We start from the raw sequence: 24,559 nt of genomic DNA, 5'->3' as shown, positions 1-24,559 counted from the left end.
AACAAAGAGTATTTATTCATTTGAACGCATGCTATAAAAAAAAAGCCCAGTTACGGGCTTTAAAGCTATTCTCGTTCTTCCAGTGGTACATATTCATTGCGGTCGCATACATTCTTATAGGCAGGCCGGATGATTTTTCCGGCATTAATGAGCTCTTCCAAACGGTGAGCACTCCAGCCTGAAATACGGGCAATGGCAAAAATCGGCGTGAATAATTCCAGTGGCAATCCCAGCATATTATAAACAAACCCACTGTAGAAATCGACATTTGCACTGACACCTTTGTAAATTTTTCGTTCTTCGCCAATAATCACAGGGGCTAAACGTTCTACCATGGAATAGAGTTCGAATTCATCATGAAGGCCTTTTTCTTCTGAAAGACTTCTAACAAAACCTTTAAAAACTTCTGCCCGAGGATCTGAAACCGAGTAAATAGCATGTCCCATTCCATAAATCAGGCCGGCCTTATCAAAGGCTCGCTTGTGAAGCAAGTCAACCAGATATTTTCGCACCTGCTCTTCGTCTGTCCAATCATCAAGGCTATTCTTTAAATCGTCAAACATTTCAACAACCTTAATATTGGCCCCGCCATGTTTCGGGCCTTTAAGAGAACCCAGAGAAGCCGCAATGACAGAATACGTATCGGTCCCTGAGGATGATACCACATGGGTTGTAAATGTCGAATTATTACCACCGCCATGTTCTGCATGTAGTACCAGGGCAATGTCAAGAATCCGAGCTTCCAGTGCTGTGTATTGACTGTCCGGACGTAAAATATGCAAAATATTCTCAGCGGTGGAAAGTTCAGGCAGCGGTGAATGGATATATAAGCTTTGTCCATCGTGATAATGTTTGTATGCCTGGTATCCGTAAACAGCCAACAGAGGAAATAAAGCGATGAGCTCTAAACACTGTCTGAGAACATTAGGGATTGAAACATCGCTGGCATTATCGTCATATGAGAATAATGTGAGTACGCTTCTGGCCAGAGTATTCATCATATCCGAGCTGGGTGCCTTCATAATAATATCCCGCACAAAGCTGGTGGGTAAACTTCGGTAGTTTCCCAGAATCCGGGTAAAATCACCAAGCTGCCTGCTGTCCGGTAGATCTCCAAAAAGGAGCAGATAACTTACTTCTTCAAAACCAAAGCGTTCTTCTTTTACAAAGCCATTAACAAGTTCTTCAACATTGACCCCGCGATAAAACAACTCCCCTTCCTGGCCGATTTTTTTTCCATTTTCAAATGTATAGGCAACAATTTCGGAAATTTCAGTTAAACCGGTGAGAACGCCGTTTCCTTCCAAATCCCGGAGACCGCGATTGACCTTATATTGTGTATACAATGCTGGTTCAATGGTGCTATTTTTTGTACATAATTTGCTATATGCAATAATTTCAGGGGTAATTTCTGAAAAAATATGATTCATCATCAATCCTCCATCTTTCTATTTAATGGTTAATTCTTTTTTAATTATACATTAAATTTCATTATTTATAAAGTTAAATCTCTGAAATATAATATTTTTTTGAAAGATTTATTTCTTATCTCTCATTCTTAATAAAGCATATCCATCAATAAACCGTTTATTATTGGAATAAACCATATAATACCCTAAATAAGGAGACTATTTAGCTGAACAATTTAGTATTTGAAAGTTAAGCAACACATTCTTGCATTATTATTTATTCTTCATTGATTAATTTTAATGCTTTTCATAGTAATTACGCTATCTAAATAAAAAACCTTCAAACCATTTCTAAAAATGGAATTGAAGGTAATAATCATCAATAAATTGGCAGGGGTATGAGGACTCGAACCTCAGGCACGCGGTTTTGGAGACCGCTGCTCTACCAACTGAGCTATACCCCTGCATCAACAACATTTAGAATTATATGATTTTTTGAAGCAATTGTCAAGATCTTTTTATACTTTTAGATCCGTTTTATTTAAATTAAGTATGTTCCTGTTGGCGTCAAGGATCGGATTAACTTCTTCATTAATAAAATCAATGACTTGTTCCGGTGCCCGACCCACATAAAGTGACGGTTCAAGCAATGCGTCAACATCCTCGGCTTTTAAATTGAAGGTTGCATCATTCAATATCCGTTCAATTAAATCATTGGGCTTTCCTTCCACCTTAACGGTGTTTCCCGCTTCCATTGACAACACTCTGATCTTTTCATGAAGCACCTGACGATCGCCTCCCCGTTTAACCCCTTCCATAATGATGTTTTCAGTAACCATAAAGGGAAGTTCAGCATTGATGTGTTGAAGAATAACCTTGGGATAGACAACCAGATTTTCAGAAACGTTAATGGCAATCATGATGATAGCATCCGCTGCTAAAAAACCTTCTGGAATACTGATGCGTTTATTGGCCGAATCATCGAGTGTGCGCTCAAACCATTGGGTTGCGGCGGTGATGGCCGGATTAAGAGCATTAACAATAATATGTCGTGCCAGAGAGCAAATTCGTTCTGTTCTCATTGGATTACGTTTGTAAGCCATGGCAGATGATCCGATTTGCGTTTTTTCAAAGGGTTCTTCGACTTCCTTAAGGTTTTGAAGAAGCCGAATGTCAGTTGCGAATTTACTTAAGCTTTGAGCAACGCCGCTTAAAACATTCAGAACCTGAGCGTCAAATTTTCTAGGGTAGGTTTGTCCCGTAACCGCAAAGGTCTTTTTGTATCCCATTTTTTCTGCCACCAATTGGTCAATGCGCTTGACCTTTTCCTGATCCCCGTCAAAGAGTTCCATAAAGCTTGCCTGGGTCCCTGTAGTACCCTTAGCTCCGCGAAGCTTAACATTATCAATAACATGATTCAGATCATTTAAATCCATTAATAGGTCTTGAATCCACAAACAAGCACGTTTCCCCACTGTTGTGAGTTGTGCCGGTTGGAAATGTGTGAAACCCAGCGTCGGTAGATCTTTATGTTTTAAGGCAAAAATTGACAACTGGTTAATCAGATTGATCAATAATTTTTGAATATGGAATAAACCCTCGGTATAAACGATCACATCGGTATTATCCCCTACATAAGCGCTGGTGGCCCCAAGATGGATAATGCCCTTTGCTTTAGGACATTGGGCTCCGTAGGTATGGACATGGGCCATAACATCATGACGCAGCTCTTTTTCTTTTTGAGCCGCCATTTCATAATCAATATCATATATTTTTGATTTAAGTTCATTGATTTGTTCGTCTGTTATGTTGAGACCCAATTCCTGTTCAGCCTCCGCCAATGCTACCCACAGCTTGCGCCAGGTCTGAAACTTGTTATCGGCAGAAAAAATGCCGAGTATTTCTTTTGATGAATAGCGTTCAATCAGAGGATTTTCATAATATTCTTTCATTTTAATTTCCTTTCCATTCTGGTCGTTTGTTAATAAGTATCAATAAAACGATTCAAGCGGCGAAAGCCTTCATCAATATCTTCGATGGACGTCGCAAATGAAAGACGAATATAGTTTGGCATTCCAAATGCTTCGCCTGGAATCACCACAACCTTTGCCGCTTCCAATAGCTTTTCAGAAAATCCATAGCTGGTATCCGGATGAATGATGTTTTTTCGATTGATTAAAATATTTGTGATATCCACAAATATATAAAAAGCACCTTCCGGATAAATATAATCCAATCGATTAATCTGATTAAGATGTTCAACCATCACTTGTCGGCGTTCATCAAACAGTTTAATAATTTTATGGACAATATCCCCTTTTTCCTCGAGTGCTGTGATACCTGCATGTTGGGAAATGGTTGATGGATGGGAAATCGTATGTCCCTGTACACGTTTCATTCCAGTAATTATTTCTAAATTTGCAGCTGCGTATCCCAGCCGCCAGCCAGTCATTGCATAGGTTTTTGAAAACCCATTAACGACAATGGTTTGATTTTTAATGTCACTATTTAAAGATGCGATGCTGATATGTTTGCGATTGTCATAAACAAATTCTTCGTAAATTTCATCTGAAATAACTAAAATATTATTTCTTACCAGAACCTCGGAGAGCGCCAGTAGGTCATCCAGAGAATAAATCACACCGGTTGGATTCACCGGTGTATTTAATATAATTGCTTTTGTTTTCGGTGTGATGGCATAAATAAGTTCCTCAGGTGTCAGTTTGAATTTGTTTTCGCTTTGGGTTTCGGCGATAACGGGAATACCGCCGGCGAGAAGAATCATCTCAGTATAGCTTACCCAATAAGGGCTTGGTACAATAACCTCGTCCCCAGGATTCAGAATGGTTTGAAGTGCAATGAAGATACTGGACTTTGCACCACTATTGACAATAATATTTTCTGGTGGATAATCCAACCCATTATCTTCCCGAAGTTTTTTTGAGATTGCTTTTCTTAATGCCAAAACCCCGGCAACCGCATCATATTTTGTATGTCCGGCTTTTATGGCTTTATTTGCACCAGCACAAATATACTCTGGGGTTGTAAAATCAGGTTCTCCTGTTCCAAAGCTAATGACAGATTCACCAGCATCTTTAAAATTTTTAGCTTTTTCAGCTAAACTTAATGTTAAAGATTCTTGACAGAATTTAACCTTATCCGATACCATAGATTTCATCTTCTCCTCCATTTTAATTAAACTTCATACGTCTCATAAAATCGTGTGATGGCTGTTGCTTTACCATCCACATCACTTATTTCTAAAATAATGCCATTAATCTGAACCTTCCCAGTTGCTGTAACAAAACGTTTCGGGCGTTTCGTGATCATGGTCTCTAAAACAATTTCTTTATCAACGCCAATAACCCCATCCAAGGGGCCGGTCATTCCAATATCTGTAATATAGGCTGTTCCTTGTGGCAATAACCGTTCATCTGCAGTTTGAACATGGGTATGCGTTCCATAAACTGCTGTCGCAATACCATCCATATAATAGCCAAAGGCTATTTTTTCAGAAGTTGCTTCAGCATGAAAATCAATAATGAAAAGATCCGCAGTATCTTTAATGTCATCCATTAAAGCTTGAATTGAACTAAACGGACAACTCAGGTTTGGCATAAATATTTGACCTGACAAATTAATAATACAGATTTTTTTATTCTGATGCAGAAATATTTTATAACCTTTACCGGGGCATGGGTCAGGATAATTTAGGGGACGAATAATTTGAGGAAAATCATCAATGGCATCCAACATTTCCTTTTGATGCCAAACATGATTTCCCATGGTGATAGCATCAATGGGTAAAGACAGTAGTTCCCTGGCATTTTTTATGGTTAACCCATTGCCACCGGAAGCATTTTCGCCATTAATAATTGTAAAATCAATGTCATGTTCACTGATTATGTCTGATAATTGGTCTCGAAGAATATTTCGTCCGGGTCTCCCGAAGACATCACCAAGTATTAATATTTTCATCTTATTTCCTTTTAATAAATTATTAAAAAAAAGAGGAGATAAACTCCCCTTATTTTGCGTAGTCGCTCGCTCTTGTTTCGCGAATCAAGTTTACTTTTATATTTCCAGGATATTCCATTTCAGATTCAATCTTTTTGGCAATATCACGAGATAACAAAATCATTCCGTCATCGTCAACTTCATTTGGTTTAACCATAATTCTTACTTCACGTCCTGCTTGAATGGCATAGCATTTTTCTACACCCTCAAAAGACATGGCAATGGTTTCAAGTTCTTGTAATCTTTGGATATAAGAAACTAGAGTTTCTCTTCTGGCTCCTGGCCGTGCTGCTGAAATCGCATCTGCTGACTGTACAAGTACGGCTTCCATAGTATGGGCTTCAACATCACCGTGATGAGCTTCCACAGCGTGGATTATGTTCTTATTTTCCTTGTATTTTTTAAGTAGATTAACACCAATTTCAACATGTGGACCTTCAACCTCATGGTCAATGGCTTTACCGATATCATGTAATAAACCTGCTCTTTTAGCAACTTTAATGTTTCCGCCAAGTTCAGCGGCCATGATTCCAGCCAAATGTGAAACTTCGATAGAATGTTTAAGAACATTTTGTCCATAACTTGTCCGATATTTCAAACGTCCAAGTAATTTTATTATTTCAGGGTGTAACCCATGAATTCCTGTATCAAAACAGGCCTGTTCTCCAACTTCCTTAATTTGGTTTTCAACTTCTTTTTGAGATTTTTTTACCATTTCTTCAATTCTGGCAGGATGAATCCGACCATCAATGATTAATTTTTCAAGGGATAATCTGGCAACCTCCCGACGTATTGGATCAAAACCGGAAAGTATAACTGCTTCCGGTGTATCATCAATGATGAGATCAATGCCGGTTAATGTTTCTAAAGTTCGAATATTTCGACCTTCACGTCCGATAATACGTCCCTTCATTTCATCGTTGGGTAAATTTACCACAGTAATGGTATGTTCAGCCACATGATCAGCCGCACAACGTTGAATAGATTGGGCAATTAATTCTTTGGCTTTTTTATCAGCCACAGCTTTGGATTCAACCTCAATTTGACGAATCATAATCGCTGCTTCACGTCGTGTTTCCTTGCTGACATCTTCCAGCAAAATTGATTTTGCTTCGTCATATGTCATACCGGAAATTCGTTCAAGCTCTTTAACCTGTTCATCAACAAGTCCATCAAGCTTTTCTTTTTTCTTTTCTAAATCTTTTCCTTTTTTACCTAAAGCTTCTTCGTTTCGCTCCAGGTTCATCAATTTTTTCTCAAGATTCTCTTCTTTTTGGACCAACCGATTCTCCATTTTCTGAAGTTCAGCTCGTCGTTCCCGGTTATCTTTTTCAATGGACTCTTTTAAAGCCAAGGATTCTTCCTTCGCATCAAACAGAATTTCCTTTTTTAAAGTTTCACCTTCTTTTGTAGCATCATTGACAATTGCACTTGCTGTAAGCTCCGCATTTTTTATTTTGCCTTCGGCAATGTTCTTTCGGACAAGATATCCAATAGCAAAAGCTATCACAATTCCAATGGATAAGATAATTATTAGTATGTCTATAATTTTCACCTCCTTATAAATTTCATAGTCAATTCTTTATTACACTCATCATAATCTATATTTTATACTTTTTTAAAATTAGTGTCAAGAAACAAAGGGGCTACTTCACCGTTATTTTAAGCTAAATAAGAAAAGAACCCCTAAATGAGGTTCTTTTCGAAATTTATTCGTCTTTTTTGTTTAAGAAAGAGTATTAATTCCTTGATCATCATTTTCATCCTGGATCTCTTCAAGTTTATCGTCGGGTGTGTTTCCCGCTTTATCCAGTGCATTTTTGGCTCGAATTTCTTTTTCAATGGCATCTGCCACCTCAGGATTTGCCATGAGATACTCTTTGGAATTATCTCTTCCCTGTCCCAATCGCTGCTCCTTGTAGGAGAACCACGAGCCTGATTTATCAACAATTTCGAAAATAACACCCACGTCAAGGATATCACCTTCTCTTGAAATACCTTTACCATACATGATATCAAATTCAGCTATTTTAAAAGGTGGCGCAATTTTGTTTTTTACAATTTTTGCCCGGGTTCTGTTCCCAATCATATCTGTTCCCTTTTTAAGGGTTTCAATTCGGCGAACATCAATTCTTACTGAAGCATAGAATTTTAATGCCCGTCCCCCTGATGTCGTTTCTGGGTTGCCGTACATCACCCCAATTTTTTCTCTTAGTTGGTTAATAAAAATTGTGGATGTATTTGATTTTTTAATGACACCAGCAAGTTTTCTTAATGCTTGTGACATTAAGCGTGCTTGTAATCCCACATGTGAATCTCCCATTTCACCGTCTATTTCAGCTCGTGGCACTAACGCAGCCACGGAATCTATGACAATGACGTCAATGGCATTACTGCGAACCAACGCTTCAACAATTTCCAATGCCTGCTCCCCGGTATCCGGCTGTGCCACCAGGAGATTGTCAATATCAACTCCCAGAGCCTTGGCATAAATGGGATCCAGTGCATGTTCCGCATCAACAAAGGCTGCATTGCCGCCTATTTTTTGAGCTTCTGCAATAATATGAAGGGCAATGGTTGTTTTACCCGAAGATTCAGGACCGTATATTTCAATAACACGTCCCCTTGGAACTCCGCCAACCCCAAGTGCCAGATCCAAACCAATTGAAGAGGTTGATATGACATCAATATCAAGTTTTGCCCCTTCATCGCCCAGGCGCATAACCGCACCTTTTCCAAAGCTTCGTTCAATATTTTTCAGTGCCGCATCCAGTGCTTTTTCTTTATCCGTTAATTTTTCCGGTGTTTTTATTTTTTCAGCCATATGTATCCATCCTATTCTTTATTGAGAACGTTAGTTCTAATTCTATTATAGTTAATTTATTCTACTTTGTCAACAATAGACTTTCGAATTAAATGAAATACTTTATTCGCAGTCTTTTGTTGAACTATTTTTCGGTCACCTTTAAAATGACATTCGGTTATTTCCGTATTTCCTTTGACATTCAGCCCAATGTATACCAGACCAACCGGTTTTTCTGCGGACCCGCCATCAGGTCCGGCAATGCCGGTAACAGCGACTGAGACATCTGCATTGGAGATATTCCTAAGGTTGTCGCACATTTCTCGGGCAGTTTCTTCACTGACCGCACCAAATGTTTCAAGGGTTTCACGGCTCACATTCAAGACCGTTTGCTTTGCTTCGTTTGAATACGATACAATCCCCAGGCCAAAGACTTTCGAAATCCCCGGTTGTTCCGTAAGCTGAGATGCGATTAGTCCGCCAGTACAGGATTCTGCTGTGGCGATGGTAACATTCTTTTCGATTAACAATTTTCCCACTGCTTCAGCAAGAGAATCTTTTGAAAATGCAAAGATATTTTCACCAAAACGCTGAATCATAATCGTTTCATATTCGTCCAACAAAGTACTTATCTCTTTTTCATCTTTACCATTGGCGGTAATACGAATGAGCACTTCGCCCATTTTTGCATAGGTCGCAATGGTTGGGTTGTCCTGCACATCAATGAGATCAAGCAAGCGATCTTCCGCGGCAGATTCGCCAATATCCGAGATATTGTAATATCTTGAAACAACCAATTGATTCTTTTCTTTATTTAGTAACTTTAAAACAGATCCTTCAAACATACCCGTCATTTCTCTCGGTGGGCCAGGCAGTAAAATAACGGTTTTACCCTGCTCTCGAATCATTACTCCAGGAGCTGTCCCTTTGGGATTTGTTAATACCACTGCATCTTCAGGTACAAATGTCTGTTTAAGGTTGTTGTCCGTCATCACAAACTCCCGATTGACAAAATACTGAAGTAAATCTTCTTTGACTTTTTCGTCCTGAACTAATTTTTTTCCAAAGAGATTGGCAATGACTTCTTTTGTTAAATCATCCTGGGTTGGTCCAAGGCCGCCGGTTGTTATAATCAAATCACTTCGCCCGAGAGCAATTTTCATAACATCTTCCAAGCGTTTGGGATTATCGCCAACAGTTGTATGGTATAAAACCCGGATACCAAGTAAAGAGAGCTCCCTTGATAAGTACTGTGCATTGGTGTTAAGAGTATCCCCAACTAAAAGCTCAGTTCCTACCGATATAATCTCGCATTTCATTTTTTGCTTCCTTTCAAAGAGGTTTTCAAGACAAGTTCTTATTAATCTGAACTACATTGACCGGAATACTTTGCGATTGAGAATAAAGTAGTCCACGCCGGAAAAAATAGTTAAAATCGTAGCCACATAAATCATAATCGTGTCGGCAGGAAAATTGATAAGGGAGAATGGCCAATTGTTAAACAAAATGATGACAATGGCAATCATTTGTGACATTGTTTTCGCTTTCCCCCATTTACTGGCTGCAATAACGATGCCGTCAGCAGCTGCCAGGGTTCTTAAACCTGTAACCGCAAATTCTCTGGCAATAATGACTATTACCACCCAGGCCGGAACCGACCCCAACTGAACAAAGCAAATGAGTGCCGAGCAAACAAGCAGCTTATCCGCCAATGGATCCATGAATTTTCCAAAATCCGTAACAAGGTTTCGGCTCCGGGCAAGATAACCGTCAAGACTATCTGTTAACGCGGCAATAATAAACAGTGCCGCCGCAATGGGTTGATGAAAAGGAAAATCAATGAGTAAAGCCGCAATGAAAAAAGGAATCATCAGAATTCTAATAACCGTAATTTTATTTGGTAAATTCATTTTCAATATCTCCTATCAAATCATATTCAAGTGCATTCACAATTTTTACCGGATAAAAGTTACCGATAATCAGTGCGGTACCCTTGCTGTCCACAAAAACAGTGCCGTCAATTTCTGGAGCGTCACCATAACATCGACCGATGTACGACTCTTCTTCAATTCCTTCTATCAACACCTTTAAAACCCTTCCTACCTGGTGTTGATTTTTCTTAAGTGAAATTTCCTGCTGAGTCATCATAATATCTTTATATCTTTCATCTTTGGTATCATCTGAAATTTGATTTTCAAAAGATGCCGCAGGTGTATCTTCTTCCTGTGAATACTTAAAAGCGCCTAAATGATCAAATTCTAATGCCTTTATAGCTTGCAGCAAGGTCTGATGGTCCAAATCAGTCTCACCTGGGAAACCGGTAATGATGGAGGTTCTTAAAACTGCATCAGGAATCATATTCCGAATTAAAGCCGTAATGTCTTCTATTTTTGCCAATGTCATTTTGCGTCCCATCCGTTTTAAAATGGGATCCGCAGTATGTTGCAGAGGGATATCAAAATAATTGCATATACTAGGGTACTCGGCGACAACCCTCAATAACTCTGGGGTGATTCCTTCGGGGTACAAATACATCATTCGAATCCAATCAAACTCATAATTCAAAGCGATCCGTTCAAGCAAACTCGGCAAGTCAAAACCCTCCTTAAGATCTTGCCCATAAGGTGCTATATCCTGGCCGATGAGAACAATTTCCTTAATTCCATTTTCCTGAAGATAACTTAACTCCTTGAAAATATCCTGGCTTTTCCGACTGCGATACTTTCCTCGTATTTTTGGTATTACACAATAGGTACACCCATGGTCACAGCCTTCGCTGATTCTTAAAAATGCCGAAACAGATCCTTTTGGGATAAACCGTTTGATGTCACTTACGCATTCCTTATCAATATCACCCATAAATTTATTATGCTCGGTATTTTCAAAGTTATTCAGCAGATCAATGATGTTTTCAAAATGACCCACTCCAAGAAAACCATCAATTTCGGGGATTTCCAGGTTCAATTCGGTATGGTAGCGTTCGGCCATACACCCGGCAACAATGAGAATTTCGCACCGGCCGCTTTCTTTGTATTTTGCATATTCGAGAATATAATCAATGGATTGTTCCTTGGCTTCCTGAATAAAGCAGCAGGTATTCACAATAATAATCTCGGCATCTTTGGGATCTTCCTGAATGCTATATTCTTTTTCCTGGATCAGACCCAGCATGAGCTGTGAATCAATGGTGTTTTTATCGCAGCCGAGAGTTGTCATATGGATGGTTTTATTTTTCACTTTTCACCTATTCTCGATTTCTGTATTCATCTTCAGTAACTAATATTTGTCGTGGTTTGCTTCCGTTGGGACCGGAAATAACCCCGCGTTCTTCAAGGTCGTCAATAATCCGACCTGCTCGTGCATACCCTACCTGCAACTTTCGTTGCAACATGGATGTGGATAACTGATTGTATTCAAAACCAATGGTAAGGGCATCATCTGTCAATACATCCCCGTCTTTGGTCTTTATTTTTTCTTCAGGTTCCTTAGCAATGGCTTCTTCAATGGAGGGGTCATACTGAACGCCTTTTTTTATTTCCACAGCGTCGATAACCGCATTGATTTCAGAATCCGATACATAGGTACATTGAACCCGGGTTGGTTTTGATTGCCCAACCGGATAATAGAGCATGTCCCCCTTCCCAAGGAGCTTCTCAGCACCACCCATATCCAGAATTGTTCTTGAATCGGTGTTTGATGACACCGAAAATGCGATTCTGGATGGGATATTGGCTTTAATCAGACCGGTAATGACATCCACTGATGGCCGCTGGGTGGCAATAATTAAATGAATCCCACAGGCCCGGGCCAATTGGGCGATTCGACAAATGGCATTTTCAACCTCTTTAGGGGAGGTGGCCATAAGGTCTGCCAATTCATCTATAACGATCACAATTCGCGGCAACTTTTTCTCGCCTAAGCTGTCCTTTAATTGATTGTATCCTTCAAGATCTCTGACATTACTTTCTTTGAATAGCATATAACGATCTGTCATTTCTTTCAACCCCCAATTAAGAGCATAGGCTGCTTTTTTGGGATCCGTTACAACCGGAATAAGTAAATGGGGAATCGCATTGTATTGATTAAGCTCAACCATCTTAGGATCAATCATAATAAACCGAACTTCTTCTGGAGATGCTTTGAAAATGAGGCTTACAATAATACTGTTAATGCAAACACTTTTCCCTGATCCCGTTGATCCGGCTATGAGCATATGGGGCATTTTGGCTATATCTCCAATAATACTCTCACCTGAAAGAGTTTTCCCAAGAGCAAAGGTCAAAGGACTTTTACTGTTGATAAATTGCGGTGTATCGATAATTTCCTGTAAACCAACAATTTCTGAAACCTCATTGGGCACTTCAATTCCCACTGCAGCCTTTCCTGGTATGGGGGCTTCAATTCGGATATCCGAGGTTGCCAGACTAAGTGCTAAATCGTTGGATAAATTCACAAATTTATTGACTTTCACCCCTGGATCAAGCTGAAGCTCAAAACGGGTAATACTAGGTCCCACATTGACCTCAATAATTTTGGCTTTCACGCCAAAGTTTTTGAGTGTTTCTTCAATAATCTTAGCTTTTTTTAATACGTCATCTTTTTTTGACTTCTTTTTAATCGCCGGAGGATTTAACAGATTCATTGACGGAAAAACATATTCCTGAGGTAATTCTTCAATCAGTATTTCATCGTCATTTAATTGCTTTGTTTCTTCACTGTCATTGTTGAACTTTCCGTTTGTTAAACCAGCCAATGGCTCATCGGAAGGTTTAATCCGTCCACTTGACAAACCGTCCATTGATTTATTGGATTTATCGGCTTTGACATTTTCTAAATCATCCATCGGTTCAATGGGGTGGAGATAATTTTCATTTATTTTTATGGATTTCCCATTTTTTATCTCTATTTCCTCCTCAATAAAACCAAAAGGATCCCTGATGACTTTATTCTTGGGGTTTTCCTCTGTTTTATTTTCTGGCTCAAACAAAGAAGAGTGTTCATTGATTTGAAGGGGTTCGAATAGGCTGCCGTCATTGATTAAATCACTGATGGGCGGAATCATTGTGGTTTCCGAGCTGCGATTTTTCGTAGCCTTAATTTCCCTTTTAATTCTATTTCGATCTTTTATCATTTCAACTTTTTCTGCAATTCGGTCTTTCACTGAAGGCGCATCCTTGTTTTTTTCTTTAATATTGCTCCAATGCTTCTGCAGACCATTCTTGAATATGATGACAAAGATCAAAATTGAACTCAATAAAATCATTAGAACAGTGCCACTGGCAGAGAATAATTTTATAAACAGTGCTGAAAGTAAAATACCGATGATTCCACCATATTGACCATATTTTGCTAAGCTAAAGAGTTGTAAAACACTATAATCTAAAAAATTTGGAATGTTGATACTAAAAGCAATCATCGTGTTGATTAATAAAATAAAGATTAAGACGAAATTCCGGGCCCAGTCTTCAATTTTATTTAAACAAAATAATACCCCGAGTACAAAAAGATATATGGATACAAAAAGTGAGGATGTCCCAAAACAATAACTAAATCCCTGTCTCACAGCATTACCCACCACACCTGCACTAAAATCGATATAAGCATAGGCGGAAAATAATCCAATGACAATGAGAACCACACCGATTACCAGATTATTGCTGAATAGTTTTTTTGCAGCCTTTTGTTTGCGTTTTACCGGTGCTTTTTTTCTTTTTCGATTATTAGAATTACTTTTTTTTACGGCCATTGTTCTCCTCTAACTATAATTTAAGATATTAAAAAAGATGCAGGTTTACCTGCACCCTTGATTATTTGTTAATGATACGGTTGGAAAGCGGTGCAGCAATCATTGAAAATTCAATTTTCATAGCTTAGCTTACTTCTTATTTTCCGGAGTGGCCAAAACCGCCAGTGCCACGATTACTTTCAGAAAGTTCAGCAGCGGAATTCACCTCAATAAAGTCAACTTTTAAATATTCTGAAAAAATCATTTGGGCAATTCTTTCTCCGGGCTGAAGCTGATAGGGTCTGTCCAGTAATATTATCATAATTAACTTAATTTCTCCACGATAATCGGAATCAATTGTTCCAATACCATTAACCAGAGAAAGACCGTTTTTAAGTGCCAAGCCACTTCGTGCTCTTATTTGAGCTTCAACCCCCAGCGGTATTTCAAGATAAATACCGGTGGGGATTTGATAAATCCGATGTGGCAGCATGACTAAACTTTCTGTAATGTTTGCTCTTAAATCAAGGCCAGCTGATCCCGGTGTCTGGTATTCAGGGAGTGGAGATTCAGAAGCATTGAATATTTTAACTAGGCCTTTTTCCATCTTCATTATTCCTTTGGAAGCATTGCCTTACGGGATAAATTAATTCGTCCCTGACCATCAATTTCCATAACCTTGACGATTACTTCATCTCCGATTTTCACAACATCTTCAACGGCATTGACACGTTCATTGGCTAATTTTGAAATATGAACCAAGCCGTCTTTACCGCCTGGCAAGGAGACAAAAGCTCCGAAATTCATGATTCGCACAACCTTACCGGTTATTACTTCACCGATTTCAATTTCACGTACGATGTTTTCAATGATTTCCCTGGCGCGATTACCTGATTCAGTATCAACTGAAGCAATGAAAACCCGGCCATCATCTTCAATATCGATTTTAACTCCGGTGTCATCAATGATCTTGTTGATGACTTTTCCGCCTGAACCGATAACATCTCTGATTTTCTCCGGTTTGATCTGAAGAATAATAATACGTGGTGCAAAAGGCGATAGATCTTCTCTTGGTGCACTAATTTCTTCATTCATAATGCCTAAAATATGAAGCCGACCGATTCTTGCCTGTTCAAGGGCTTCGGTCAAAACTTCTTTACTAATACCATCAACTTTGATATCCATTTGAATGGCGGTAATACCAGCTTCGGTTCCTGCAACCTTGAAATCCATATCTCCCAGGGCATCTTCCATTCCCTGGATATCCGAAAGAATTGCTAACTTATCGCCTTCTTTAATTAAACCCATTGCGATTCCTGCAACCGGTGCTTTTAATGGCACACCAGCCGCCATTAAAGAAATGGAACTACCACAAACACTGGCTTGAGATGTTGATCCATTTGAGCTTAATACTTCTGATACCACTCGAATAGCATATGGGAAATCTTCCTGTGAAGGAAGCATTGGCATCAGTGCACGTTCTGCAAGGGCACCATGTCCAATTTCACGTCGTCCAGGACCTCTGGAAGGACGCGCTTCACCCACACTGTAGGCTGGAAAATTATAATGGTGAATATATCTTTTGGCATCCTCATTGGATAAACCATCAAGTGTTTGAGCATCCCCTAATACTGACAATGTTACAACAGACAGTACCTGAGTTTCACCACGAGTGAATAAGCCAGAACCGTGAGGTCTGGATAAAAAATCCACCTTTGCGGTTATTTGTCTGATTTCATTGGTTTTGCGATTATCAGGACGAATACGATCCTCAAGGATAAGACGTCTGATTTCTTTTTTCAATAGGGAATTCAAAACTTCATCAATTATATTTCCCTGGCTTGGATAAAGTTCTGAAAAATGCTTCTTTACCAGGTCTTTTGCAGCATCAATGTTTTCCTGTCGTTCAAGCTTATCTGCGGTTTTAACGGCAGCTGCCAATTTGTCGCCTAAGAAAGTGACAACTTCTGTTTTGATTTCTTCCGAAGGTGTAAAAAGAACGTATTCTTTTTTTTCTTTTCCCACAGCCTTGATGATTTCTTCCTGGAAAGCACAGATTTTTTTGATTTCTTCATGGGCCAATAAAATACCCTCAAGCATAACAGCTTCAGAAATTTCATTACCACCGGCTTCCACCATCATAATAGCATCTTTTGTTCCGGATACGATTAAGCTGAGTTCGCTTTGATGTCTTTGTTCTTCATTAGGATTTACAACAAATTCTTCATTGATATATCCGATTTCTACAGCACCTGTTGGGCCATTGAAAGGAATATCAGAAATGCATAATGCGATGGATGAGCCAATCATTGCAACGATTTCAGGGGCATTATCCTGATCAACCGACATAACGGTTGTTACTACCTGAACATCATTTCTAAATCCCTTGGGGAATAAAGGTCTGATCGGTCGATCAATCAGACGGCAGCTTAAAATTGCTTTCTCTGTTGGTCGACCTTCACGTTTAATAAAGCCGCCTGGAAATTTTCCAACGGAATATTGTTTTTCTTCATAATCACAACTTAACGGGAAAAAATCCATGCCTTCTCTAGGCTTCTTTGAAGCTGAGGCTACAGCTAGAATTTCTGTTGAACCATATCTAAGCATAGCCGCACCCTTTGCGAGTTGTGCAACTTCGCCAATTTCCACTCGGAGCGTACGACCGGCAATTTGTATTTCAAAATTATTCATTTTTTCTCACTTTCTGTTTTTTTTAAAAAAAAGAGGCGGAATACTCCGCCCCAAATTATTTTCTTAAGCCTAATCTTTTGATTAGTTCACGATATCGGTTAATTTCTTTACCTTTAAGGTAAGTTAAAAGTCTTCTTCTTTGTCCAACAAGTTTCAATAAACCACGGTTTGAATGGTGATCTTTCTTGTGGATTTGAAGATGCCCATTAATGTCATTAATTCGTGCAGTTAACAGTGCAACTTGTACTTCCGGTGATCCAGTATCACCCTCGTGTGTTTTGTAGTCTTCTACAATTTGTGCTTTTACTTCTTTGCTTATCATGTAATAAATCTCCTTTTAAATAAATTATCCATAAACTGAGTATTTTGTTGGAGTATCAAAAAACCAAGTGAACGGAATTAACCTAATAATCATAGCATAAATATCATTAGCTGTAAATGGCTTTATTCGATATAATTTTTTTTAATATTATCGATATCAATTTTAATCTGTAAAATCAATTCATCAATGGTTTCAAACTTGATTTCATTGCGAATTTTTTTCTTAAAAACGATGGTAATATCATCCCCGTAAATATCTTTATCAAAATCATATATAAATGTCTCGATACTGAAGGGGTGTTTTTCAAAGGTGGGATTGAATCCCAGATTGGTAAGGCCATAAAAGCACTGCCCTTTGTAATAGACATGTGAATAGTAAACCCCTGCATTAGGCAGAATCATTTTTTTCTTTAATTTTAAATTGGCAGTGGGAATTCCAAATTGGCGTCCAAGGCCTTTCCCTTCCACAACTTTTCCTGTTAAAGAATAGTCCCGGCCAAGAAATGTTTTTACTTCGTCAACCTGTCCGCAACTAATCAATTCACGTATAAAAGAAGAACTTACCGAATTTTTATTGATGATACACGGCGGAATAATCAAAACTGAAAATCCGTATTTTTCGCCAAGTTCTTCTAACATTTCAGTTGTTCCCGAACCTTTATAACCAAAATTATAATTGAATCCCACAACAATTGCTTTTACATTGTACCTTTTTAAGAGATATTCAAGAATAAATTTTTCCGGCGTAAGCCTCATAAGCGTTTCGCTGAAATGATTCAGAAAAACATAATCAATCCCCAGTTCATGAATCATGGCTTCTTTTTCTTCATTTGAAGTAATTAACCATGGTGTATACTTAGGAAAGATCAATTCCAACGGATGTTCTTTAAAGGTCATGACACCGGTTTTACAACCCATCTCTTTCCCAATTCGCACTGTTTCTTTTAACAGAACCTGATGCCCGAGATGAACACCATCAAAAAATCCCAGGGCTAAAACAATCGCTTCTTCCTGGTATAATATTTTTGTCATCAATTACCTCACAATAATTTTACTGGTTTTACGTATGAATCTTCATCACACAGGTTAAAAGAACCCATACCTACCAGAGTGTCGTCAACATACATGCGCAGTATTTCCGATGGTTCATAGGACTCAAAGGATTCAACTGCATTCCATTGATAAAGTTTATTCCCATTGATCAGAAATTTCTTACCTTGTTCATTGGCGGTAACCCGACGATATCCATCAAGGGAATACTCCAGAGGATACAGGTAATCACTTAAATTATTTGCATCTATTTTCTCCAGGATCTGTGAAAGCTTTAGCGCAGTTTCGATTGAAAAATCGCCAACATTATGACGAAGCAAGGTTCCCATGCACCCACATGAAGCAAGGCTGGCGCCGATATCCCGGCAGAGAGACCGCATATAGGTTCCTTTTGAACAGGTGACCATTAACTTTGCCTTTTGTCTTTCTTCGGAAAACTCAAGCAGAGAAAGGGTAGAAATACAGACGGGGCGCAAGGGTATTTCCACGGTTTCACCGCATCTTGCGTAATGGTAAAGTTTTTTACCATTAATTCTGATAGCAGAATAGATGGGCGGTTTTTGCATAATGTTCCCAGAAAATTGAGTTAAAACTTTTTTAAATGCATCTTCCGTTATTTTCAAATCGTTTTCATTGATTATCTTTCCGGAAATATCACACGTATCCGTTTCAATTCCCAAAACGACTTCAACTTCATAGGTTTTTTCGTGTTCCATAATGTACTCCACCATCTTAGTGGCTTTTCCAACGCACAAAACGAGAACTCCTTCTGCATCTGGATCAAGAGTTCCCGTATGTCCTATTTTTTTAGTTTTCAGTATTTTACGAGCTTTGAAAACAACATCATGAGAGGTCATCCCTTTTTCTTTATAAACATTTAGATAACCATTATACTCAAACATGTGTATCTCGCTGGGCTTCATAAATATCCTGAAGTTCTTTTTTTAGAAGATTAATATCACCTTTAAACGTGAAACCGGCAGCCCGTTCATGTCCGCCGCCGCCATATTTCAAGGCAATTTCATGAATATCAAATGGTGCTTTTGCCCGAATGGATACCCGGTATTCGCCTGTATTAACTTCTTTCAAAAGTGCCGTAATAATCACGCCGCTGGTGTTTTGTCCGATATTGGCAACATCGTCGCTGATATTAAGCGTACCGCCAAAATCCTTGATGGTCTGATGATCCAGAATCATCATTGCAATCGGAGCGTCTTTTATAATCTCCAGCGAATGAATGGCGGCTCCTGTCATTTTCATTTGATTATAGTTTTTTTCACCATGTAATAAACGTGATAAATGTGCATAGTTTGATTTAATCAGGTATAATTCACTGACGATTTTATGCGTATCAGCAGTGACATTCGAGAATTGAAAGCTACCGGTATCTGTCGAGATCCCAGTAAACAGTGCATCCGCCATTTCCGTATCAATTTTTATGTTTAATGCTTTAATGATTCGAAATACAATTTCAGCCGTTGCGCCGGTAATCTCAACAAAATTAAGGTCCCCATAACAGACATTGCTTTTGTGATGGTCAATGACCAGGGTTAGCTTTGCCTCGGGTAATACTTCCGGCTGAAATGCAAATTCCATGGTTGAGCAATCCAGCAGTACAATGATGTCATATTTTTCTTTTAAAGACTGATTAAAGCATTTAATCTCAGGAAGGAAAAGCAGTTTTTCTTCAATGGGAAGATCAATGTAATAATCCACCGATTTATTTAACTGTTTTAATCCCTTTCCCAGGGCAATGGCTGAACCAATTGCATCCCCATCAGGCTTCTGATGCACCAAAATAAGAAAACTTTGATTGTCATTTAAACACTCAATGATTCTTTCAGGAATCTTCTTCATTCGATTCCTTCAACTTTTTCTTATCCTCGATATCTTTTAAAATAGATTCAATATGCATTCCGTATTCAACAGAATCATCAATTTCAAATACCAGCGCCGGAACAGAATGGACTTTTATAACCTGTCCAAGACTGGATCTTAAAAAACTCTTTGCATTATTCAGAAGTTCAATGACAGCCTTTTTCTGGGCTTCATCACCAAAAACACTGACATAAACAGTCGCTGTTTTTAAATCTGTGGTTGCCTTAACGCTGGTAATACTTAAATTGCTGTCGGTAATACGGGAATCTTTCATTTTATGAATAATGATAAGGCTTAATTCACGTTGGATTTGCCCGTTTATTTTTTCACTACGATGTGATGCCATAATTTTGACCTCCTTCAATATGAAAGATAAGGTATAACCTTATCTTTCGATTGCTTCCATGGTGTATGCTTCAATGATATCGCCGTTTTTCAGATCATTGTATTTTTCAATACCAATACCAAATTCATATCCGGCATTGACTTCTTTGACATCATCTTTGAAACGTTTTAATGATGCAATTTTTCCTTCCATTACAACGATCCCATCGCGAATAATCCGGATGTCATCATTTCGATTGATTTTGCCCTCAGTAACATAACAGCCGGCAATTGTACCAATACTTGGAATTTTAAAGACTTCTCTAATTTCTGCATTTCCCAGGACTTTTTCACGGTATTCCGGTGCAAGCATGCCCTCCATGGCCTTTTTAATATCATCAATGGCATCATAAATAACCCGGTAAAGACGAATATCCACTTTTTCGGTGTCAGCAAGCTTAATTGCATTTTTATCCGGTCTGACGTTAAATCCAATAATAATCGCATTGGAAGTAGCTGCAAACAAAACATCAGTCTCATTGATGGCACCAACGGCACCATGAATAACATTGATTCTGACGGTGTCAATATCTAATTTTTCAAGTGATTGTATAATGGCTTCGATGGATCCTTGCACATCAGCTTTAATAATAATATTAATATCCTGGATATTACCATCCTGAATTTGACTAAAGAGATCATCCAGCGAAATATTTGTCCGACGTACGCGTTCGCCCTTTTGAAGTTCCTTACGTTTTTCCGCTAATTGTCGAGCTTCTTTTTCATTCTCAAGAACAATAAAATCATCCCCGGCGACCAGAATATCGGAAAGACCTGAGACTTCAACCGGTGTTGATGGACCGGCCTTTTTCAGACGTTTACCCTTGTCATCAATCATAGTTCTTACCTTACCATAGGTCGTCCCGGAAATAATGGAATCCCCAATGTGTAATGTTCCTTGTTGAATCAATAGGGTTGCAACCGGACCTTTACCGCGTTTAACCTGAGCTTCAATGACACTTCCTCGAGCTTCACGACTTGCATCAGCTCTCAGTTCTTCCATTTCAGACATCATAACAATCATTTCAAGTAAGTTGTCGATACCTTCTCCGGTTTTTGCAGAAACTGGCACAGCAATGGTTTCACCGCCCCATTCTTCAACAACCAGGTTATACTTGGTTAATTCTTGTTTGACGCGTTCAGGATCCGCTCCCGGTTTGTCGATCTTGTTGATAGCGACTAAAATTGGCACCCCGGCAGCTTTTGCATGATTAATAGCTTCCACTGTTTGTGGCATAACCCCATCATCAGCGGCAACAACCAATACCGCAATATCCGTAATCTGTGCCCCACGTGATCGCATCGCTGTAAAGGCTTCATGTCCCGGTGTATCAATAAAGGTAACTGATTGATTTTTAACATTAACGGTATAGGCCCCGATGTGCTGGGTAATTCCACCCGCTTCACTGGACATAACATTTGTTTTACGGATACGGTCAAGAAGGGATGTTTTACCATGATCGACATGGCCCATAACGGTAACAACTGCCGGTCGTATGGTTTCATTTTCAGATTCTTCTTCATCATATTCTTCGAGGATTTTGGAAACAACATCTTCGATTTTAATAGCGACTACTTCAAAGCCAAATTCTGAAGCAACAATGGATGCTGTATCAAAGTCAATTTCCTGATTGATGCTTACCATAGAACCTGCCATCATTAATGTTTTAATGATTTCGGTAACATTAATTTCAAGAATATCGGCAAGCTCTCCCACCGTAAGAATCTCAGGAATTTCATAGATTTGATTTTCCAGAACACTTTTCTTTTTTTCGTCTTTTATCCGCTTATAAACACTTCGCGCGGTTTTTTCTTTTTTACTGTGATCACGTGGCTTCTGCTGGGTTGCCTGATTTGAAGAAACCGGACGTTTTTTAGCACCACTGGCTGTATTGCCTTTGCTTTTAACCGGATCTTTCGCCCCACTGGTTTCAGATCCCTGCTTTTTTTGCGCAGCAGCATTCTGAGGTTTGTTTTGGGTACTCTGCTCATGTGGTGTTTCCGATTTCTTTTTTTCCAGTTCCCTAAAATATTTTTCTTTATCGAATTTTTGTTCGAATTCAGAAATTTGCTGTTCCGTTAGGGCGCTCATATGATTTTTTACAGGAATATTGTGCTGATTTAAAATGACTACGAATTCTTTGCTTGGAATATTATATTTTTTTGCAAAATCGTATACTCTTAATTTTGACATATTATTCCTCCCTTCAATTATGTTTATTTATTTAATTACTTTACATTGGAAATTTGTTGTCGCACGCGCTCAACGACTTCCTTTTCAACTTTTCTTTTAAATGCGCGTTCAAGATAATTTTTATTTAAAAATTGATTAATGCACTCTTCGGATTTACACAAATAGGCCCCGCGGCCATTTGCTTTTCCGGTAGGATCAAAGAAGATCTCTCCAGAATTGTCAGAAACAATCCGTAATAAGTCGCGTTTATCAAATTTTGAATGACATATGACACAGGTTCGCTGTGGAATTTTTTTCATATCATACCTCTCTGACATTGATGATAACAATATTATACCATAACAAAGCTAAAATATTGATTAAATGCTTAAAAATCCAGTTCAAGCTCTTCTTTTAATTCCATCAAAATATCTTCAAGTTTTTCGGCAGGCTTTTCGACAACCATATGATCCCCGACATAATTGAGCTTACTCTTAATATCAATTTTCCAGCCCGTCAGCTTCGCTGCCAAACGAACATTCTGACCTTCTTTTCCAATCGCCAGGGAAAGCTGATAATCATCAACAATCGCAATGGCGGTTTTATCATCCTTGTTTGGAATGACTTTGACAACCTTCGCCGGACTCAAAGCATTGGCAATATATTCCTCAATGTTTTCGCTCCATTTAATGACATCAATTTTTTCATGGGAAAGCTCATTGATGATATTTTGAACGCGAACACCCTTTTGTCCAACACAGGCGCCTACCGGGTCAATGCTTGGTTCATTGGCTTTAACTGCTACCTTTGTTCGCGAACCAGCTTCTCTTGAAATCGAAACAATATCCACAATACCATCAAATATTTCCGGAACTTCTGATTCAAAAAGACGTTTGACTAATCCGGGATGGGTTCTTGACACATTGATTTGCGGTCCTTTTGTTGTCTTTTTAACCATTAGCAAATAAACTTTTATTCTCTGATTAACTTCATAAGTTTCACCAGGCGTCTGTTCAGATGGCAGCATAACAGCTTCAAGTTTTCCAACTTCAACATTTACAATGCCTTTTTCCACACGCTTGATGATGCCGGTTAAAACTTCATCCTGCCGTTCCAGGTAATCATTGTAAATAATATTGCGTTCGGCTTCTTTGATTCGCTGTATAATTAATTGCTTTGCATTCTGTGCCGCAATTCTCCCAAAATCTCTGGGTCGTACTTCTTTTCTAAAAAGATCTCCAACATTATAATTAGGATCAACTTCTCTTGCTTTTTCAAGTGAGATTTGATAAAGGTCATTTTCTGGAACTTCCAAAATTTCTTTCATTGCAAAAACTTGGATATCCCCTTTTTCTCGATCGATATTAATTTCTACATTTTGAGCATTGCCATAGTTCTTTTTATAGGCAGTGGTAATAGCTGCTTCAATTGCTTCAATTAAATCTTCTTTATCAATTGATTTCTCTTCTTGAATTTTATCGAGAGCTCTAATAAACTCTGCGTTCATTTTTCATTTTTCCGCCTTCCATATTATTCGGCTTTTGGCTGAGGTTTGAAATTCAACTCATCCAAAACATTTGCCTTAGCTATTTTGCTATTTTCTATATTTAGTATCTCACCGGTTTCAAGTTCAAGAGCCAGTGCTTCAGTGGTATAGGATTTTAGAACCCCTGAATAGTCTTTCTTTCCGTCCAAAGGAGCGAAAAGACGAATGGTTATTTTTTTATTGATATTTGCCAGATAGTGACGTTCTTTTTTTATGGGGCGATCAATTCCCGGAGATGAAACCTCAAGAAAATAGCTTTGTTCAATCGGATCACTTTCATCCAGAACGTCACTGACAGCACGGCTAACGATTTCACAATCATCCATATTAATGCCGTGATCCGAGTCAATAAAAAGAACCAATGCCCAATCCTTGCCTCTTTTCTCAAAAATCAGATCTGCCAGTTCATAACCCAGCGACTCAACAACCGGAGCGGTTAGATCTTCTAATAAAACTTCTTTTGAAACTTTTTTCATATATTCTCCTTTTCGCTATGAAATATTAGGTAATTGCGAAACTCAAAAGAATCGAACAATTGTTGCTTTGATGTCAGTTTTCACAA

Annotated in this window: 21 protein-coding genes and 1 tRNA gene; all 22 read right to left on the bottom strand. The window is 38.6% G+C overall.

Annotated features, from left to right (window positions below):
- Nucleotides 1-65 precede the first annotated feature (65 nt).
- The 22 genes from AKG39_RS10780 to AKG39_RS10675 all read right to left on the bottom strand — a co-directional run bounded on the left by AKG39_RS10780 (nt 66) and on the right by AKG39_RS10675 (nt 24,473).
- On the bottom strand, nt 66-1,433 hold the full coding sequence (locus tag AKG39_RS10780) for a citrate/2-methylcitrate synthase (protein ID WP_050740402.1): 1,368 nt from the start codon (nt 1,431-1,433) through the stop codon (nt 66-68).
- A 364-nt stretch (nt 1,434-1,797) separates the two neighbouring features.
- Nucleotides 1,798-1,873 (bottom strand) — tRNA-Trp (locus AKG39_RS10775).
- A 54-nt stretch (nt 1,874-1,927) separates the two neighbouring features.
- Nucleotides 1,928-3,361 carry an adenylosuccinate lyase gene (gene purB, locus AKG39_RS10770; RefSeq protein WP_050740401.1) on the bottom strand — a complete coding sequence of 478 codons (1,434 nt, stop codon included), beginning with the start codon at nt 3,359-3,361 and terminating at the stop codon, nt 1,928-1,930.
- Nucleotides 3,362-3,390: 29 nt separating this feature from the next.
- Nucleotides 3,391-4,587, bottom strand: a complete 1,197-nt coding sequence (locus AKG39_RS10765) for a pyridoxal phosphate-dependent aminotransferase (RefSeq protein WP_083439511.1) — start codon at nt 4,585-4,587, stop codon at nt 3,391-3,393.
- A gap of 17 nt (nt 4,588-4,604) precedes the next feature.
- A complete protein-coding gene (locus AKG39_RS10760) occupies nt 4,605-5,387 on the bottom strand; it encodes a TIGR00282 family metallophosphoesterase (RefSeq protein WP_050740400.1) in 783 nt (260 codons plus the stop codon).
- 49 nt (nt 5,388-5,436) lie between these two features.
- Nucleotides 5,437-6,981, bottom strand: coding sequence for a ribonuclease Y (rny, locus tag AKG39_RS10755; protein ID WP_201780273.1), 1,545 nt, complete (start codon nt 6,979-6,981; stop codon nt 5,437-5,439).
- A gap of 171 nt (nt 6,982-7,152) precedes the next feature.
- Nucleotides 7,153-8,250, bottom strand: coding sequence for a recombinase RecA (gene recA, locus AKG39_RS10750; protein WP_050740399.1), 1,098 nt, complete (start codon nt 8,248-8,250; stop codon nt 7,153-7,155).
- Between the two features lie 56 nt (nt 8,251-8,306).
- Entirely contained in the window at nt 8,307-9,548 is a 1,242-nt protein-coding gene (locus tag AKG39_RS10745; RefSeq protein ID WP_050740398.1) for a competence/damage-inducible protein A, read from the bottom strand.
- Between the two features lie 51 nt (nt 9,549-9,599).
- Nucleotides 9,600-10,139 carry a CDP-diacylglycerol--glycerol-3-phosphate 3-phosphatidyltransferase gene (gene pgsA / locus AKG39_RS10740; RefSeq protein WP_050740397.1) on the bottom strand — a complete coding sequence of 180 codons (540 nt, stop codon included), beginning with the start codon at nt 10,137-10,139 and terminating at the stop codon, nt 9,600-9,602.
- Entirely contained in the window at nt 10,123-11,466 is a 1,344-nt protein-coding gene (gene rimO, locus AKG39_RS10735; protein WP_242852594.1) for a 30S ribosomal protein S12 methylthiotransferase RimO, read from the bottom strand. The genes pgsA and rimO overlap by 17 nt, the downstream gene beginning before the upstream one ends.
- Before the next feature lie 7 nt (nt 11,467-11,473).
- The gene (locus tag AKG39_RS10730) at nt 11,474-13,975 is read right to left on the bottom strand and encodes an FtsK/SpoIIIE family DNA translocase (RefSeq protein ID WP_050740396.1); all 2,502 of its coding nucleotides are present in this window, start codon (nt 13,973-13,975) and stop codon (nt 11,474-11,476) included.
- A gap of 136 nt (nt 13,976-14,111) precedes the next feature.
- Nucleotides 14,112-14,561 carry a dUTP diphosphatase gene (gene dut / locus AKG39_RS10725; RefSeq protein ID WP_050740395.1) on the bottom strand — a complete coding sequence of 150 codons (450 nt, stop codon included), beginning with the start codon at nt 14,559-14,561 and terminating at the stop codon, nt 14,112-14,114.
- A gap of 5 nt (nt 14,562-14,566) precedes the next feature.
- Nucleotides 14,567-16,645: a polyribonucleotide nucleotidyltransferase gene (locus AKG39_RS10720; protein WP_050740394.1), complete on the bottom strand. Its 2,079-nt coding sequence runs from the start codon at nt 16,643-16,645 to the stop codon at nt 14,567-14,569.
- A 55-nt stretch (nt 16,646-16,700) separates the two neighbouring features.
- On the bottom strand, nt 16,701-16,967 hold the full coding sequence (gene rpsO, locus AKG39_RS10715) for a 30S ribosomal protein S15 (RefSeq protein ID WP_050740393.1): 267 nt from the start codon (nt 16,965-16,967) through the stop codon (nt 16,701-16,703).
- 122 nt (nt 16,968-17,089) lie between these two features.
- A complete protein-coding gene (locus AKG39_RS10710; protein WP_050740392.1) occupies nt 17,090-17,998 on the bottom strand; it encodes a bifunctional riboflavin kinase/FAD synthetase in 909 nt (302 codons plus the stop codon).
- Nucleotides 17,999-18,006: 8 nt separating this feature from the next.
- Nucleotides 18,007-18,918 (bottom strand): tRNA pseudouridine(55) synthase TruB, encoded by a 912-nt coding sequence (truB, locus tag AKG39_RS10705; protein ID WP_050740391.1) that lies wholly within the window; start codon nt 18,916-18,918, stop codon nt 18,007-18,009.
- Nucleotides 18,911-19,873: a DHH family phosphoesterase gene (locus AKG39_RS10700; protein ID WP_050740390.1), complete on the bottom strand. Its 963-nt coding sequence runs from the start codon at nt 19,871-19,873 to the stop codon at nt 18,911-18,913. Before AKG39_RS10700 ends, truB begins: the two co-directional genes overlap by 8 nt.
- A complete protein-coding gene (gene rbfA, locus AKG39_RS10695) occupies nt 19,857-20,240 on the bottom strand; it encodes a 30S ribosome-binding factor RbfA (RefSeq protein WP_050740389.1) in 384 nt (127 codons plus the stop codon). Before rbfA ends, AKG39_RS10700 begins: the two co-directional genes overlap by 17 nt.
- Nucleotides 20,241-20,279: 39 nt before the next feature.
- Entirely contained in the window at nt 20,280-22,472 is a 2,193-nt protein-coding gene (gene infB / locus AKG39_RS10690) for a translation initiation factor IF-2 (RefSeq protein WP_050740388.1), read from the bottom strand.
- A 35-nt stretch (nt 22,473-22,507) separates the two neighbouring features.
- Complete coding sequence (rnpM, locus tag AKG39_RS10685) at nt 22,508-22,771, bottom strand: RNase P modulator RnpM (protein ID WP_050740387.1); 264 nt, start codon at nt 22,769-22,771, stop codon at nt 22,508-22,510.
- A 68-nt stretch (nt 22,772-22,839) separates the two neighbouring features.
- A complete protein-coding gene (gene nusA / locus AKG39_RS10680; RefSeq protein ID WP_050740386.1) occupies nt 22,840-23,958 on the bottom strand; it encodes a transcription termination factor NusA in 1,119 nt (372 codons plus the stop codon).
- 23 nt (nt 23,959-23,981) lie between these two features.
- Nucleotides 23,982-24,473: a ribosome maturation factor RimP gene (locus AKG39_RS10675; protein ID WP_050740385.1), complete on the bottom strand. Its 492-nt coding sequence runs from the start codon at nt 24,471-24,473 to the stop codon at nt 23,982-23,984.
- Nucleotides 24,474-24,559 lie beyond the last annotated feature (86 nt).

The sequence above is a fragment of the Acetobacterium bakii genome (genome assembly GCF_001263355.1).
Lineage (GTDB): Bacteria > Bacillota > Clostridia > Eubacteriales > Eubacteriaceae > Acetobacterium > Acetobacterium bakii.
Note: the sequence above shows the minus strand (reverse complement) of the source record. Positions and strands in the feature narration are given on the sequence as shown.

Excerpts from the sequence above, each read along its gene's own strand:
- AKG39_RS10780 (WP_050740402.1), bottom strand. The coding sequence starts at position 1,433 with ATGATGAATCATATTTTTTCAGAAATTACCCCTGAAATTATTGCATAT.
- purB (WP_050740401.1), bottom strand. The coding sequence starts at position 3,361 with ATGAAAGAATATTATGAAAATCCTCTGATTGAACGCTATTCATCAAAA.
- AKG39_RS10765 (WP_083439511.1), bottom strand. The coding sequence starts at position 4,587 with ATGAAATCTATGGTATCGGATAAGGTTAAATTCTGTCAAGAATCTTTA.
- AKG39_RS10760 (WP_050740400.1), bottom strand. The coding sequence starts at position 5,387 with ATGAAAATATTAATACTTGGTGATGTCTTCGGGAGACCCGGACGAAAT.
- recA (WP_050740399.1), bottom strand. The coding sequence starts at position 8,250 with ATGGCTGAAAAAATAAAAACACCGGAAAAATTAACGGATAAAGAAAAA.
- AKG39_RS10745 (WP_050740398.1), bottom strand. The coding sequence starts at position 9,548 with ATGAAATGCGAGATTATATCGGTAGGAACTGAGCTTTTAGTTGGGGAT.
- pgsA (WP_050740397.1), bottom strand. The coding sequence starts at position 10,139 with ATGAATTTACCAAATAAAATTACGGTTATTAGAATTCTGATGATTCCT.
- AKG39_RS10730 (WP_050740396.1), bottom strand. The coding sequence starts at position 13,975 with ATGGCCGTAAAAAAAAGTAATTCTAATAATCGAAAAAGAAAAAAAGCA.
- dut (WP_050740395.1), bottom strand. The coding sequence starts at position 14,561 with ATGGAAAAAGGCCTAGTTAAAATATTCAATGCTTCTGAATCTCCACTC.
- AKG39_RS10720 (WP_050740394.1), bottom strand. The coding sequence starts at position 16,645 with ATGAATAATTTTGAAATACAAATTGCCGGTCGTACGCTCCGAGTGGAA.
- rpsO (WP_050740393.1), bottom strand. The coding sequence starts at position 16,967 with ATGATAAGCAAAGAAGTAAAAGCACAAATTGTAGAAGACTACAAAACA.
- AKG39_RS10710 (WP_050740392.1), bottom strand. The coding sequence starts at position 17,998 with ATGACAAAAATATTATACCAGGAAGAAGCGATTGTTTTAGCCCTGGGA.
- truB (WP_050740391.1), bottom strand. The coding sequence starts at position 18,918 with ATGTTTGAGTATAATGGTTATCTAAATGTTTATAAAGAAAAAGGGATG.
- AKG39_RS10700 (WP_050740390.1), bottom strand. The coding sequence starts at position 19,873 with ATGAAGAAGATTCCTGAAAGAATCATTGAGTGTTTAAATGACAATCAA.
- rbfA (WP_050740389.1), bottom strand. The coding sequence starts at position 20,240 with ATGGCATCACATCGTAGTGAAAAAATAAACGGGCAAATCCAACGTGAA.
- infB (WP_050740388.1), bottom strand. The coding sequence starts at position 22,472 with ATGTCAAAATTAAGAGTATACGATTTTGCAAAAAAATATAATATTCCA.
- rnpM (WP_050740387.1), bottom strand. The coding sequence starts at position 22,771 with ATGAAAAAAATTCCACAGCGAACCTGTGTCATATGTCATTCAAAATTT.
- nusA (WP_050740386.1), bottom strand. The coding sequence starts at position 23,958 with ATGAACGCAGAGTTTATTAGAGCTCTCGATAAAATTCAAGAAGAGAAA.
- AKG39_RS10675 (WP_050740385.1), bottom strand. The coding sequence starts at position 24,473 with ATGAAAAAAGTTTCAAAAGAAGTTTTATTAGAAGATCTAACCGCTCCG.